The following is a 14,279-nucleotide window of genomic DNA, read 5'->3' on the forward strand; positions in this document are numbered from 1 at the left end:
GCGTCCCGCGCCTGTGCCACGGAGGGGGACGGCATGGCCGGACTGCTGGAGCCGATGTCCAGGGAGCGGGCCGACGAGTCCGCTGTGGACGACGGGCGACGCCGGGTGTCCTGGTCCGAAGTGGACTCACGGGTGAACCGATGGGTACACCTGGTGCGTTCCAGGGGGATCCGACGCGGCGACCGGGTGGCGGTGGTGGCCGGGAACCGGGTGGAGACCGTCGAGATCATGCTGGCCTGCCTGCACGCCGGGCTGGTGCTGATCCCGGTGAACTGGCACCTGACCGCGCCGGAGATCGCCTACCAACTGTCCGATTCGGACAGCGTGGCGGTGCTGGCGGACGAGGACCACGCCGCCGTCACGGCCCAGGCGGTGCGGGAAAGCGGCCTGTCCCCGCTCCTGGCCGCGGTCTATGGAGCGGACGACCAACACGGGTTCGCCGCCGTGGAGCCATTGCTGGCCGCGATGAGCGACACCGAGCCCGCCGACCAGGTGTCCGGCACCGTCGGCCTCTACACCTCGGGCACCACCGGCAAGCCCAAGTACGTGGTGTCCAACCTGTTCGGCCTCGGCGACGGCATCGAGAGCACCCGCACCCGCGTCGACCGGATCTGCGCACACCTGGGCATCCGCCCGACCGGCGCGAACCTGCTCTGCGGGCCCTGGTACCACTCGGGCCAGCTGTTCTTCTGCCTGCTGCCGCTGCTGCACGGCGCGCCACTGATCACCCGCGCCCGCTTCGACCCGGCCGAGACCCTGCGCCTGATCGACGAGCACGCGGTGAGCCAGACCCACCTCGTCCCGACCCAGTTCGTCCGCTTCCTCCGCCTCGACGACACGGTCCGCACCGACTTCTCCGGCCACACCCTCCGCCGCGTCTGGCACGGCGGCGCCCCCTGCCCGGCGGAGCTCAAACGCCAGATGATCGACTGGTGGGGCCCGGTCCTGGTCGAGTACTACGCGGCCACCGAGGGCGGCATCGCCACGGTCATCGACAGCGTCGACTGGCTCCGCCACCCGGGCAGCGTCGGCCGCGCGATGGCGGGCACCCGGTTACTGATAGTCGACGAGGACGGGAACGAACTCCCACCGGGCCGGGAAGGACGGGTATTCCTGCGCAGGCGGACCGGGTTCGAGTACCAGAACGCGCCGGAGAAGACCCGAGCAGCCCATCTCGGTGACGGGACGTTCACCTATGGCGAGATCGGGAGGTTGGACGATGAGGGGTACCTGTATCTGACCGGGCGCGCTGGGGACATGATCGTGTCAGGTGGGGTGAACGTGTATCCGGCCGAGGTGCAGATCGTGCTGCTGGATCATCCGGCGGTGCTGGACGCGGTGGTGTTCGGGGTGCCGGACGAGGAGTTCGGGCAGCGGGTGTGCGCGGTGGTGGAGTTGGACCCGGAGGCCGGGTTGGCCGATCCGGACAAGGAGCTGGACCGCCATTGCCGGACGCGGTTGGCGGGATTCAAGGTCCCGCGCTCGTATCAGGTGGTGCCGTCACTGCCTCGCGAGGCGTCGGGCAAGGTGCGGCGGCTGGTGCTGCGGGAGCGGTTCGGGGCGGACTGAGGACAACCGGCCGGAACCATCCACAGGTCCGCAGGCATGGTCGACAGCGACCGGCAGCCCGGTATCAGTCGAGCAGGTCAGGCTGGTCGTGCACGATCTGCTCATACAGCGGCCGGAAGTTGAGCCTGCCCAGCTGCGGCGACCCGATCACATCCCGAGTCCCACGCGCCTCCACCGGGTCGATGAGAACCGGCTTGTCCGCGGCCTCCGCGATCAGCTGGACCCGGCAGCAACTCTCCATGCTCACGAACCACCAGGCAGCCTCCTCGATGGACCCGCCCACCGTCAGCAGCCCATGGTTCTGCAGGATCACCGCCTTGCACGGCCCAAGCGCGGCAGCAACCCGCTCCCCCTCGGCCGCATCCAAAACCACCCCGCCAAACCCCGCGTAGTGCCCGTGATCCTCATAGAACGCACAAGAATCCTGCGTCAACGGATCCAACCGCCGCCCCAGAGCAGCAAACGCGCGGCCATACACACTATGCGTGTGCACAGCGGCCACCACATCCGGCCGAGCCGCGTGCACCCGCGAATGGATCACATACCCGGCCGGATTGACCTTCCCCTCCCCCTCCACAACCTCCCCGCCCGCGTCCACCAGGATCAGATCCGACACACACAGCCTGCCGAACGACCGCCCGAACGGGTTCACCCAGAACCGCTCCGGATACTCGGGATCGCGGACGGTGAGATGCCCACCCGCCCCCTCATCGAACCCATACCGATGGAACAGCCGCAGCGAAGCCGCGAGACGCTGCTTGCGCCGCAGCCGTTCCTCGGCAACCGTTCTCACGCCCGCCGCCCGAGCAAGGCCACGACGGTCGGTGGGTCCAGCTCCGCCACGCCGCCCGCGTCCGGACCACGGCTGATCGCATAGCCGTGCAGGATCTGGCCCTGGGCCACTCGAACCCATTCACCATCGCGGTGGACGTCGAAGTCGACGCGGCCGTCGAAGACCATGTCGCGGAGGATGCCGGTCACGGTGAAGCTCGTGCGGATCTCCTCCTCCATGTGCGCGTCGCCGAACATTCGGACGGACGCGCGGGAGACCACCGGGATCCAGCCGCGCTCGGTCAGGAAGCGGCCCACGGAGATGCCACGGTCGGCGAGAAAACGATCCACGACCTCCTCGACGGCGCGGACATAACCCGACATCTGCATACGGTCGGAGTACTGGCAGTGGAAGTAGGGAATACGCCAGGTCCAGCTGTAGTCGGCCTCCTCCGCTTCCGGCGCGTCGGCGACCACCTCGTCCACCACCAGTTCGGTCAGGTCATCGGGCACCGGCACGACCGGGGCGGTCCGGTCGTGGTCACGGACCAGCGCGACGCGGAGCTTGGCGCGCAGCACGGTCTCGCCCTCGCGGGCCCGCAGCCGCACCGCGAACCGGTCGACCGAGATCCGCTCGACCTCGGCGGTGACCACGTCGTCGACCTCCAGCACGGCGGGCAGCAGCGCGGAGACGTCCACGACGGACAGACCGACGCCGCAGTCGTGGTAGAGGCGGGCGGGTCCGTCGCCGCGGTCGCGGAACCAGCCGAGCACGGCCTCCTCGGCCAGGTAGAGAAAGTGCTTGAAGCCGATCCAGGTCCGGATGTTGGCCCCCTCGTACCGGGGGCGCAGGGCCGCGGTCGTGCCTGCGACGGTCATCGGGCGGTCTCCTTCGTCTGCACCGGGCCGAGCGCCCCGGTCGTGAACTCGTCGATGATCTCGGCCACCCGCGCCGGGGTGCGGATGTGTCCGAAGTGGTCGTAGTCCGGCTCGACCCGGACCGCGGCCGCGGGCATCGCCTTGGCCAGCGCCTCGTCCCGGCCGCCCGCCAGCCCCAGGTCGCGCGGACCGGTGAGCACCAGCGTCGGGGTGGCCACGGCGGCCAGGTCCAGCCCGGCGGTCGCGGTGAACTGGCGGAACCACTCGGTGAAGGCGAGCGGGCCCATCCGGTCCACCAGCTTGTCGGCCATCCCGGACAGCACCCGGGGATCGGCCCCCGGCTTGCCGTGCCGACCCAGCCAACCCCGCAGCGAGTCGGTGATCAACCCCTCGAACGCGGCCCGCGTGGCGTCGAACATCTCCCACGACACACGGTGCTCCGGCGGACAGTAGAACGGGGCCAGCAGCACGACGGCCCGCGCGAACAGCCCATCCGCCAACGCCTCCAGGGTGGCGCTCGCGGCGAACGAGTGCGCGACGACGACGTCGGGCCGCTCCGGCAACGCGTCCACCGCGTCGGCGACCCACCCGCCGGGAGACCGGTGGCGGGTCCAGCGGTAGGCGTTGCCGGTGTGCCAGGGCATTTCGAGCGCGGTGAGCCGGTAGCGGTCGCCGAGCCGCGCGGCCAGGCGTTCCCAGCCGCGCCAGGACGCTTCCATACCGTGCAGCAGCACAGCCGATCGCGCACCCTCGGCAGCCGACAAAGTGTGCATCCGAAACAGACTCATCGCCCACCCGCCCGGAAGACCGTGATCGACCGCCGACCGTCGGCGTCGTCGCCACCGACGATCTCGACCCGGTCGGCATCCGGTTCGGACACCGCCATCGCCACCCGGATCACACTGTCGGCGCCGTAGAACTCGTCCGGTTCGGACAAACCTTCGACGGATCGGACGAGACCGAGGTCGGCGAGGGCACCGGGCGCGCCCGCCGGTTCCAGCAGCAGGCAACCGGCGCCCTGCCGCAGTTGTCGGGGCTTGCCCGACCGGCCTGCGTGCACCTCGCGGGCGACCGGGTCCTCCGGCTCGGCCCCGACCACGACCACCCGGCGCGCCCGGCCCGAGCGGATCAGCAGGCCACCAGCGGCGATGGCGTCCATACCGGCCAGGGCGCCGGAGCAGAACAGCAGGTTGGGTCCACCGAACCGGTACCAGATGGCCACCGTGCTGGCGATGACGTTCGCCGAGGCGTTGGGCGCGGCCAGTGGCGACACCGACCGCCAGCCCTCCGCCCGCGCCGTCCGCACAGTGTCCACAATGGACGAAACACTGCCCAGGTTGCTCGCGGCCACCACGGCCGTGTGCGGGTCGACCTCGCCGGGCTCCACCCAGACGCCGTCCTCCCCACCCAGAGCCCGGTGCACGGCGCAGAGCGCAAGGCGGGTGGCGGGTTCCTTGTAGAGCAGGCCCTTGCGACCGAGGACCTGCTTGGCCTTCTCCGGTCCGGGCGCGCCCAGGTCCGGCACATAGACACTGCATCCCGTGACCGACACCCGCGCGCTCATCGGACCGCCTCCACCACTGTCACGGCGTTCACCCCGCCGAATCCGAACGCGTCCACCACGGCCGTGCGCAGCGCGGCCGCCGTCCGCTCGCCTGCCAGCCGCAGACCAGCCGCTTCGGGGAGCGGCGTCCGCAGCCCCACGATCGGCGGGCACACCCCGGCGCGCAGAGCCCGGACGGCGACGTCCAGGCTGTGCAGGGCGGAGGCCCCCGAGGTGTGGCCGATCGCCCCCTTCAGCCCGCTGACCAGCGGCTTGTCCCCATACACCGCGCCGAGCACGCCCGCCTCGACCGGATCGTTGAGCGCCGTGCCGGTCCCGTGCGCCAGCACCAGATCGACGTCCTCGGGCGCACGCCCCGACCGTTCCAGGGCGTCGTCCACCGCGCGGCGGATGCCCGTCGGGTCCGGGGCGGTCTCGTGGTGGGCGTCGCACGAGAGTCCGGTGGCCAGCACGCGGGCCAGCGGGGCCGGGGCCGAGCGCACGAGTACGAACGCGGCGGCGCCCTCCCCGAGCAGCACGCCCGGCCGGTCGACGTCGAAGGGGCGGACCCGGTCGGCGGGCTCGTCGGCGACCCGGCCGATCATGGCCAGCATCGACTCCGTCACCGAGTCCGTCGCCGCGACCACCACCACGTCCGCGTCGCCCAGTTCCAGCATGTCCTGGGCCAACGCCAGCACATGCCCGCCTGCACCGCACGCGTTCGACACCGTGCGCACCTCGGCCGCCGGGCAGGCCGCGCGCACCGCGTCGGCGAAGTGCAGGCGCTCGGCGGCCACGGGCACGTCGTCCACGAACGCCCGCTCCACCGCCCGCAGCTCCCCCAGGCCGGTCCCCACCAACGCGACGACCCGACCCGCGAGCCGGACGGACCCGACCGCCTCCGCCACGCAGGCCGTCAGCAGCCTGCTCGCCCGGAGTGGGTCCTCGGCCGACGGACCGGCGATCGGGTAGCCCCGGCGGACGTGCACGGCGTCCGGGCTGATGTAGGGCAGGTCGGCGACCCCGCACCGGCCCGCCACCACGGCGTCGAAGGTCTCCGCGCCGTCGCCCAGGCAGGTCCGCACCGCGCTCGCGACGATGTCCACGGCTCACCCGGCCAGTTCGGCGCCGGGCCGGGTGACCGCGATCAGCGAGCCGAACCGCGCGATCACCCGGTCGCCCACCAGGACCTCGCCGGACGCGAACGCGGCCCCGTCGCTGACGTGTTCCAGCCGGACCTCGTTGCGCAGCACGTCCCCCGGGTAGGCGGCGCCCTCGAACGAGACGTCCCGCAGCCCGGCGAACAACGGCAGCAGGTTCCCGCCGGTCAGCCGCTCACGCTGGTCGGCGGGACCGACCAGCAGCCACGCCAACGCCGCCGACTGCCCGAACGACTCGACCAGCAACGCCTCCGGGTACGCCCAGCTCTCCGTCGGCGCGGCCGCCGGGATGGCGCGGTAGCAGGGCTCGGTCGCGCTCACGGCCTTGACCGAGGTCAACCCGTCCGCGCGCACCTGGACCACCCGGTCGACGAGCAGCATCGGATAACGCTGCGGCAGCAGGTCGCGGATCGCCGCGTGGTCGACCACACGCTCCACAGTGGACATACCAGTCACCTCCGCTCGAACTCGGCGTGCAGCCGGGTGGTCAGCTCGCCGTCCGAGCGGCGGCGACAGTCGGCCCGCGCGGTCAGCACGCCGTCCGCTTCGGTCACCTCCGCGTCCACCTCGAACCCGTCCCCGGCCACCACCGGCGCGACGAACCGCACCGACCGCAGGGCCACCAGGCGGACGTCCCCGAACCCGGCCGCCACGGCCTGCTGCAGCGTGTCGATGAACAGCACGCCGGGGAACACCACGAGTCCGGGAAAGTGCCCGGCCAGGTAGACCTCGTCCGGGTCGACGACGGTGTGCGCGCGCACCCGGCTCCCCTCGACCGCCACCGAGGCGGCGGCCACCAGCTCAGATCGCGCGGAGGGCACGGAGTTCCTCGATTCGGTCGGTGTCGAGACCCGCCGCGCGCAGCACGTCGTCGGTGTCCGCGCCGGGCTCGGGGGCGCCGGTGCGGACGCGGGTGGGGGTGCGGGAGAACTTGATGGACGGTCCGGTCAGCGGTGCCGTGGTGCCGTTGCACAGCACGGTCTCCTGCACCATGTCCCGCTCGATGACGTGCGGGTCGGCCGCCGCGTCCGCGAACCGCCGCACCGGCGCCGCCGCCAGCCCCTCCCCGGCGAGCGCGGCCACCGCGTCGGCCACCGGCCGGGTCGCGCACCAGGCGGCGACGACGTCGTTCACCGCGGTCCGGTTGGCCCGTCTGGCCTCGTTGGTGGCGAAGCCGTCGGCGCGGGCGAGGTCGGGGCGTCCGATCAGGTCGGCCAGCACCCGCCAGTGCTTGTCCAGGGCGATGGCGAGGTAGAGGTGCCCGTCTGCGCAGGCGTAGGTGCCCGCGGGGACGACGAACTCGGCCTCCGCGCCCCAGCGCCGGATCGGGGTGTCGGTGGCGCCGAGGGTGAGGTAGCCGCCGCTGTTGTAGAGCAGGGAGTCCAACAGGGACACGTCCACGTGCTGGCCCTCGCCGGTCACGTCCCGGTGCCGCAACGCCGCCAGTGTCCCGATCGCCGCATGCAGCCCGGCCAGGTCGTCGGCGAGGAACGTCGGCGCCTTCACCGGCGGGCCGTCCGCGGAACCGTTGAGCGCCATCCACCCGGACACCGCCTGCGCGATCGGGTCGTACCCGGGCGCGTCCGCCATCGGCCCGAACTGGCCCCAGCCCGAGATCGACACGAACACGATCCCCGGCCGCCGGGCCGCGCAGGCCGCGTACCCGATGCCCCACCGGTCGAGCGTGCCCGGCTTGTAGTTCTCCAGCACCACGTCCACACCGGCGACGAGGTCGAGGAACACCGCGGCGGACTCGGGCTTGCGCAGGTCCAGGGACACGCTGCGCTTGTTGCGGTGCACGGACTCGCGGAACCAGGACCGCCCGGTCCCGGGGATCTCCGGCGGCATCCGGCCCTCGCGGTTGCCGGGCATCTCCACGCGGACGACATCGGCGCCGAGATCGGCGAGCAGGCAGCCTGCCATCGGACCGGACCAGACCTTGCTCAGCTCCAGGACCCGCACCCCGTCCAGCGGACCTGCCCGATCACCGCGCGCGTCCCGGTAGAACTCCCGCTTGTCCACGTGTCTCCCCTCGCCTCGGACAGGCGCCATCATCGAACGGGGTCCACGTTGTACAACAGTGTTCGATTTCCTCCCGCCACCCGCCCCCTCATCCCCGCCCGGCACCGTCCCCGGCCTGACCGGGACACCCTGCCGGTGGCCGGATTCGGCACCACGAAACCAAAGCGGTCGCACCGGCGAGTGGGCATCGGCACGCGACACACCGGACAACAAGGACACCCGGACGGCGGCGGGCTTCAGGACGCCCCACGCAATCGGCGTGTTATCACCGATTCGCTCTCCGTCGACTCGCCACGGTCAAGGACGGGAATGTCCTCAGTTCCACCGTCCCACGCAGGATCTTCCTTTTCGTATCGTCACCTACCATGTTCACCATGGACGCGCCGTTTGAACTCCTCGGCGGCGTCGACCTACCACCACATGAGGTGGGTGTCGTTCAGCTGTTCGAGATAGGCGCTCGCCGCCGCATTGTCGCTCACCTCGCGCACCGCCGCCGGAAATCACCGGACCTGCCGAACGCCGCCCCCGCGTGATCGCGGTCGCACTCCCGCGGTTTCCACCGACGGGACGCGACCGCCCGGATCGCCGGATTCCGAACCGGCCGCAGGCATTTGTCCCGATGATCCCTCGATCGACGAACAAAACGTCCGCCGCCACATTTCCGACCTTCGTATGGTCTCGGCCCCCGAACGCCGGGAATGTCCCCCGAACGACCGTCATCCCCGATGACCCCGGCGAGCGCGGACCGGTGTCCGGTTCGTCGAATTGGCTTCACATTCAACAGTTGCCGAACAAGGCGCCGTCACCCGTTCGACCCACGTCGATCGGAGTTCGTCGAACCGCTTTCCTGGAACGTTCCCAGAACTCCCGCCGAATTCCCATTCGACAGCGGACGAAATGGGCCATCCCGGCACACAGACGGGGGCATCCGGGAATATTATAGAAACCGACTATGTCCCGCCATCGGTCCATCGCGCACGCGCCGGATGGCGGTATCAAGACAATCATCGCCTGGTTATTTTTGGCTCGTTCCACGGCGATCGCGAACAGATCCCCGCGCAGTAGGCCGCTGCCCTCGTCCGACCGGCGCGCGGTATTTCGAGCGCCGTGCCGACGTGACCCGGGCAGCCCGGCCCACCCAATCTCGTTCACCAAGGGACGGAATATGGCGCGAACATCGGATTCCCCGGCACGCACTTCCACGGCGGTGGTGACCGCCGTACGGGCCCGTGCCCTACCGGAGTGCTTCGAGCTGAGCTGTGACCACGCGCCGGACGCGGTGGCCGTGGTCTGCGAGGGCGAGCAGCTCGACTACCGCGGCCTGGACGAGCGGGCCAACCGGCTGGCCCGGCTGCTGCGCGCCCGCGGCGTGGCGACCGGCGACAACGTGGGCATCCTGCTGCCCCGCTGCCTGGACACCTACGTCGCCATCCTGGGCGTGATGAAGGCGGGCGCGGCCTACGTGCCGATCGACACCTCGTTCCCGGCCGACCGGGTCGGGTTCATGGCCGAGGACGCCGCCCTCACCCACCTGGTGACCTGGTCCGGCGGCCGCGACCGCACCGCCGACCTCGGCTGTCCGGTGCTGGAGCTGGACGAGGAGCGCGCCGCCCAGGCCGAACAGGCGAGCGACCGGCTCGACCTCGACGTGGACCCGGAGCTGCCCGCCTACGTCATCTACACCTCCGGCTCGACCGGCAAGCCCAAGGGCGTGGCGATCTCGCACGCCAACATCGTCAACTTCCTGGACGTGGCCACCCCGATCTACGGCGTGACCGCCACCGACCGCGTCTACCAGGGCATGTCGATCAGCTTCGACTTCCACCTTGAGGAGATGTGGCCCGCCTGGGTGGGCGGCGCCGCCCTGGTGGCCGGGCCGAACGACGCGCGCCGGTTCGGGCAGGGGCTCACCGAGTTCATCGCCGAGCAGGGCATCACCGTGCTGTGCAGCGTGCCGACGCTGCTCACCACCGTGGAGAACGTGCCGCCGTCGGTGCGCTGCCTGCTGGTCAGCGGCGAGGCGATGCCCGCCGACCTGGTGCGCAAGTGGTCGGCCCCGGGCAGGCGCATCCTCAACTGCTACGGCCCCACCGAGACCACCGTCTCCTCAAGCTGCGCCGAGCTGGTCGCCGACGAGCCGGTGACGCTCGGCAAGCCGTTCCCCACCTACCGCTTCTACGTGCTCGACGAGCGGCTGCGCGAGGTGCCCGACGGCGAGACCGGCGAGATCTGCATCGGCGGCCCCAGCGTCGGCATCGGCTACCTCAACCGCCCCGACCTCAACGCCGAGCGGTTCATCGTCAACCCGGTCGAGCGCGACCGGGCCGAGGCGCCGCGCGTCTACCGCACCGGCGACCTGGGGCGGCGGACCCCGGCGGGCGAGTACGAGTTCTTCGGCCGGATGGACACCCAGGTCAAGATCCGCGGCTACCGGGTGGAGCTGGGCGAGATCGAGCAGGTGCTGCGCGAGGACCACGAGGTGGAGAACGCCGTGGTCACGACCCTGGACCGGGACGGCGTGCCGCACCTGGTCGCGTACCTGACGCTGATCCCGCAGCCGCCGGGCCTGTTCGACGACGGCGCGGACCAGGCCGACGGGGAGCTTCGCGACCGGCTGCACTCGACCCTGCGCCGCCGCCTCGCCCCGTACATGGTCCCCAACTACATCGAGGTGCTGGAGAGCTTCCCGCTGCTGGCCGCGGACAAGGTGAACCGCAAGGCCCTGCCCGCCCCGGTCTCCCCGCCGCTGGGCGCGAGCTCCGGCCCGCACGTGCCGCCCCGGGGCGCGCTGGAGACCAGCGTGGCCGAGGTGTGGGCGCGGGTGCTGGAGATGGACAAGGTCTCGGTCGAGGCGGACTTCTTCTGCGACCTGGGCGGCCACTCGCTCAGCGCCGCGCGGGTGATCTCCAAGCTGCGCGAGGTCCCCGAGCTGCGCGGCCTGGCCATGGGCGACATCTACGGCAACCCCACCATCCGCACCCTCGCCGCCTACGTCGAGACCACCGCGGCGGCGGCGCCCGATCCAGCCGACTCGGTGGCCGCGATCGAAAGACCCGCTCCGCTGCGTCATTCCGGCTTCCGGGTGTGGCGGTGCGGCCTCGCCCAGCTGGTACTGCTCTACGGGTGGATGCTGCTGCTCGCGACCCCGACGCTCGCGCTGACCTACATCGTGACGGCCAAGGTGGGCTCGCAGGCCATCGGCACCTCCTTGCTGGGCTCGTCGGCGAACCTGGGCGTGCTCATCCCCATTTGGCTCGTCTGGTTCGTCATCACGACCTTCGGCCTGCCCATCATCGGCGGCAGGCTGGTGCTGCTGGGCGTGCGACCGGGCTTCCACCCGCTGTGGGGATCGACCTACCTGCGGTTCTGGTTCTACGAGCGGGTCGCCGCGCTCGCGCCGCTGCGGCTGCTGGCGGGTACCCCGCTGCTGCCGATGTACCTGCGGCTGATGGGCGCCACGGTCGGCCGCGACTGCCAGCTGTCGTCCGCGCAGGTCAACCTGCCCCGGTTCGTGACGATCGGCTCCGGCGTGAGCATGGGCGACAACTCCCGCATCGAGCCCTTCACCGTCGAGGAGGGGTGGCTGCGGATCGCGCCGGTGCACGTCGGCGACGGGGCGTTCATCGGTGCCAGCTCCGGTGTCCTGGCGGGCGCCGAGGTGGGCGCGAACGCCTCGATCGGCGACCAGTCCCTGGTGCACACCGACATGCGGGTTCCAGCCGGTGAGCACTGGCTCGGCTCGCCGCTGCGGCGTCAGGCCAAGGCGCCCCAGCTGCTGGCCACCATGGCCGAGGGCGCGGAGGACGGCCGCTGGCGGCTGTCGGTGCTGCTGGGCTACCTCGGCGGCCTCGTCCTGCTCATGCTGCTGCCCACGATCCTGCTGGTGCCCAGCGGCGCCCTGATGGTCTACGCGTTCGCCCAGGGCGGTCTTGTCTGGGCGGTGGGCAGCATGGTGGCGTCGGGCCCGGTCTTCGTGGTGTTCACGTGCCTGGTGCTGGTCGTGTTCAAGCGGCTCGTGCTGTTCCGGGCCAGGCCGGGCATCCACTCCGACCGCGGGTTCTTCGGGGTGCGGCTGTGGGTGTCCAACCGGCTGCTGGAGATGTCGGTCGCCCAGGTCCGGACGATCTACTGCACGCTCTACGCGATCCCGTTCCTGCGCGGCCTCGGCCTGCGGGTGGGCAAGTGGTGCGAGATCGCCGTGCCGACGCTGCTCGACGTCGACATGACCACCATGGGCGACCAGTGCTTCCTGGCGGGCGGCATCATCGTCTCCCCGCCGGTGCACCACCGCGGCCGGGTCGCGCTGCGCATGGCCGAGCTGTCCGACCGCAGCTTCATCGGCAACGTCGCGCTGGTCCCCGGCGGCACCCGGATGGGCAGCAACAGCCTGCTCGGCGTGATGTCCGTGCCGCCCGCGGACCGGCCGATGGACCCGGAGACCACCTGGCTCGGCTCGCCGTCGTTCTTCCTGCCGCGCCGGGAGACCAGCCAGAACTTCCCGGAGAAGATGACCTACCTGCCGACCAGGGGCATGGTGGCGGGCCGGTTGTTCGTGGAGCTGTTCCGGGTGTTCCTGCCCGCCATGCTGATCACCGCGGGCACCTTCCTGAGCTTCTACGCCATGGTCGGCCTGCTCGCCCGGTTCACGCTGCCGGTGGTGGCGGTGCTGCTGCCCGCGCTGACGCTGGCCATCGGGTTCGCGCAGACGCTGGTGGTCGTGCTGCTCAAGTGGCTGATCATGGGCCGGTACCGGCCGCGCACCGAGCCGTACTGGAGCACCTGGGTACGCGGCACCGAGCTGATCACCGGCCTGTACGAGGCGGTCGTGGTGCCCACCTTCGTCGGCAACCTCGTCGGCACACCGTGGATCGCGCCGGTCATGCGGCTGCTCGGCCTGCGCATCGGCCGCCGGGTCTGGCTCAACACCGTCTCCTTCACCGAGTTCGACCTGTCCCGCATCGGCGACGACGCCATGGTTGGCCAGGAGGCCGACCTGCAGACCCACCTGTTCGAGGACCGGGTGATGAAGATGTCGTACTCCACCGCGTCGGCACGCTCCACGATCGGCAGCCACGCGGTCGTCCTCTACGACGCCGAGGTGTCCGCGGACACCTTCCTGGACGCCGACTCGCTGGCGATGAAGGGCGAGGTACTGCCCGACTCCACCGGCTGGCGCGGCATCCCGGCCCGGCCACTGTGAACGACGAAAGGGAGTCCGTGGTGGACATCGACCCGCGCGCGCTCGAACTCGACCGCGAACGCCTGCACGGCCGAATGGCCCAGGGCGTCGACCTGGGCAGGCTGACGTACGCCCTCATGCACGGCAACGGCAACGTGATCCTGGTCGTCGACGCGGACCGCAGCGACCTTTCTCCGTCCGATGTGGACGGAGCATTGGCGCGGGAGATCTGTCGGACCTTCACGGCCATCCGGGTCGACGGCATCGCGTTCCTGTCCGGTGTGGACGATTTCCTGCGGATGACCTACTTCGAGGGCGACGGCATGCACTCGCAGATGTGCGGCAACGCGTTGCGGTGCGTGACACGGTATTGCACCGAACGCGGGTACCTGTCGCCGGACGAGGACTTCGTGTCCACCGACGACGGTCTCAAGTGGGTATCGGCCGCGGGCGGCCAGGTCCGGGTGGCCCTGGGCGAGGCCCGGGAGTTCCGCCAGGTCGACACGGACCGGTGGTTCGTGTTCAGCGCCCTGCCGCACCTGGTCGTGCAGGTCGACGACCTGGACGCGGTGGACGTGAAGACCGAGGGCGCCCGACTCCGGTTCGACACGCTGCTGTGCCGGGCACTCGACCACCCGGAGGGCATCCACGTCGACTTCGTCCAACGCGACGGCGACGTGGTGCGCATCCGCACCTACGAGCCGGGCACCGAGGACGAGACCCTCGCCTGCGGCACCGGCGTCGGCGGCACCGCCTACGTCGCCAACCGCGTATGGGGCATGCCGTTCCCGATCCGCGTGATCCCGCGCGGCGGCGAGATGGCGGTCGACCTGTCCGAACACGGACTGCTCATCAGCGGCACGATCGGCTATCTGCTCACCATGGACGCCCCGGTGAGCGCGACACCCTGACCGCCCCCTGACCGTGTCCGGGCGGGACGCCGTTCCGTCCCGCCCGGACACGACCCGCCGAGCCGATGACCCGGTGTCCACGGTCGACCAGCCACCGCGCGTACCGACCGGTGCCGCAGGCGGCGTCCAGCGCGACGCCCGGCGGCAGAGTGTCCAGGATGCGCCGCACCACCGGGCCGTCGATATCCGAGCGGCCTCACGGAACCACTCCACACCTGGCTCGGCACACCGGCAGGCTGAGCCCG

At 71.1% G+C, this 14,279-nt stretch carries 12 protein-coding genes; 4 read left to right on the top strand and 8 right to left on the bottom strand.

Going from position 1 to position 14,279, the window contains the following annotated elements; translation table 11 throughout:
- Positions 1–33 precede the first annotated feature (33 nt).
- Positions 34–1,569, top strand: coding sequence for an AMP-binding protein (locus tag C503_RS0102400; protein ID WP_018680603.1), 1,536 nt, complete (start codon positions 34–36; stop codon positions 1,567–1,569).
- Between the two features lie 64 nt (positions 1,570–1,633).
- Here the strand turns inward: C503_RS0102400 and C503_RS0102405 are convergent, their stop codons facing one another.
- From C503_RS0102405 to C503_RS0102440, 8 genes are read right to left on the bottom strand one after another with little or no spacing between them, the layout of a single operon-like run.
- Positions 1,634–2,362 carry a class II aldolase/adducin family protein gene (locus C503_RS0102405; protein ID WP_018680604.1) on the bottom strand — a complete coding sequence of 243 codons (729 nt, stop codon included), beginning with the start codon at positions 2,360–2,362 and terminating at the stop codon, positions 1,634–1,636.
- On the bottom strand, positions 2,359–3,219 hold the full coding sequence (locus tag C503_RS47615) for a hotdog family protein (protein WP_018680605.1): 861 nt from the start codon (positions 3,217–3,219) through the stop codon (positions 2,359–2,361). The genes C503_RS0102405 and C503_RS47615 overlap by 4 nt, the downstream gene beginning before the upstream one ends.
- Positions 3,216–3,992 (bottom strand): alpha/beta fold hydrolase, encoded by a 777-nt coding sequence (locus C503_RS37545; RefSeq protein WP_156892904.1) that lies wholly within the window; start codon positions 3,990–3,992, stop codon positions 3,216–3,218. The genes C503_RS47615 and C503_RS37545 overlap by 4 nt, the downstream gene beginning before the upstream one ends.
- Positions 3,993–4,003: 11 nt before the next feature.
- Positions 4,004–4,783, bottom strand: a complete 780-nt coding sequence (locus C503_RS0102420; protein WP_018680607.1) for a beta-ketoacyl synthase N-terminal-like domain-containing protein — start codon at positions 4,781–4,783, stop codon at positions 4,004–4,006.
- Positions 4,780–5,868, bottom strand: coding sequence for a beta-ketoacyl synthase N-terminal-like domain-containing protein (locus C503_RS0102425; protein ID WP_018680608.1), 1,089 nt, complete (start codon positions 5,866–5,868; stop codon positions 4,780–4,782). Before C503_RS0102425 ends, C503_RS0102420 begins: the two co-directional genes overlap by 4 nt.
- Before the next feature lie 3 nt (positions 5,869–5,871).
- Positions 5,872–6,369 carry a 3-hydroxyacyl-ACP dehydratase FabZ family protein gene (locus C503_RS0102430; RefSeq protein ID WP_018680609.1) on the bottom strand — a complete coding sequence of 166 codons (498 nt, stop codon included), beginning with the start codon at positions 6,367–6,369 and terminating at the stop codon, positions 5,872–5,874.
- Between the two features lie 5 nt (positions 6,370–6,374).
- A complete protein-coding gene (locus tag C503_RS37550) occupies positions 6,375–6,743 on the bottom strand; it encodes an ApeI family dehydratase (protein ID WP_018680610.1) in 369 nt (122 codons plus the stop codon).
- On the bottom strand, positions 6,724–7,944 hold the full coding sequence (locus C503_RS0102440) for a CaiB/BaiF CoA transferase family protein (protein ID WP_018680611.1): 1,221 nt from the start codon (positions 7,942–7,944) through the stop codon (positions 6,724–6,726). The genes C503_RS37550 and C503_RS0102440 overlap by 20 nt, the downstream gene beginning before the upstream one ends.
- A 365-nt stretch (positions 7,945–8,309) precedes the next feature.
- Between C503_RS0102440 and C503_RS45615 the strand changes: the two genes are divergently transcribed.
- From C503_RS45615 to dapF, 3 genes are all read left to right on the top strand, one after another.
- Positions 8,310–8,477: a hypothetical protein gene (locus C503_RS45615; RefSeq protein ID WP_156892905.1), complete on the top strand. Its 168-nt coding sequence runs from the start codon at positions 8,310–8,312 to the stop codon at positions 8,475–8,477.
- 677 nt (positions 8,478–9,154) lie between these two features.
- Positions 9,155–13,144, top strand: coding sequence for a Pls/PosA family non-ribosomal peptide synthetase (locus C503_RS37555; protein ID WP_169514484.1), 3,990 nt, complete (start codon positions 9,155–9,157; stop codon positions 13,142–13,144).
- Positions 13,145–13,164: 20 nt separating this feature from the next.
- Positions 13,165–14,034, top strand: a complete 870-nt coding sequence (gene dapF, locus C503_RS0102450) for a diaminopimelate epimerase (protein WP_018680613.1) — start codon at positions 13,165–13,167, stop codon at positions 14,032–14,034.
- Positions 14,035–14,279: the final 245 nt, after the last annotated feature.

The organism is Actinokineospora enzanensis DSM 44649 (genome assembly GCF_000374445.1).
Lineage (GTDB): Bacteria > Actinomycetota > Actinomycetes > Mycobacteriales > Pseudonocardiaceae > Actinokineospora > Actinokineospora enzanensis.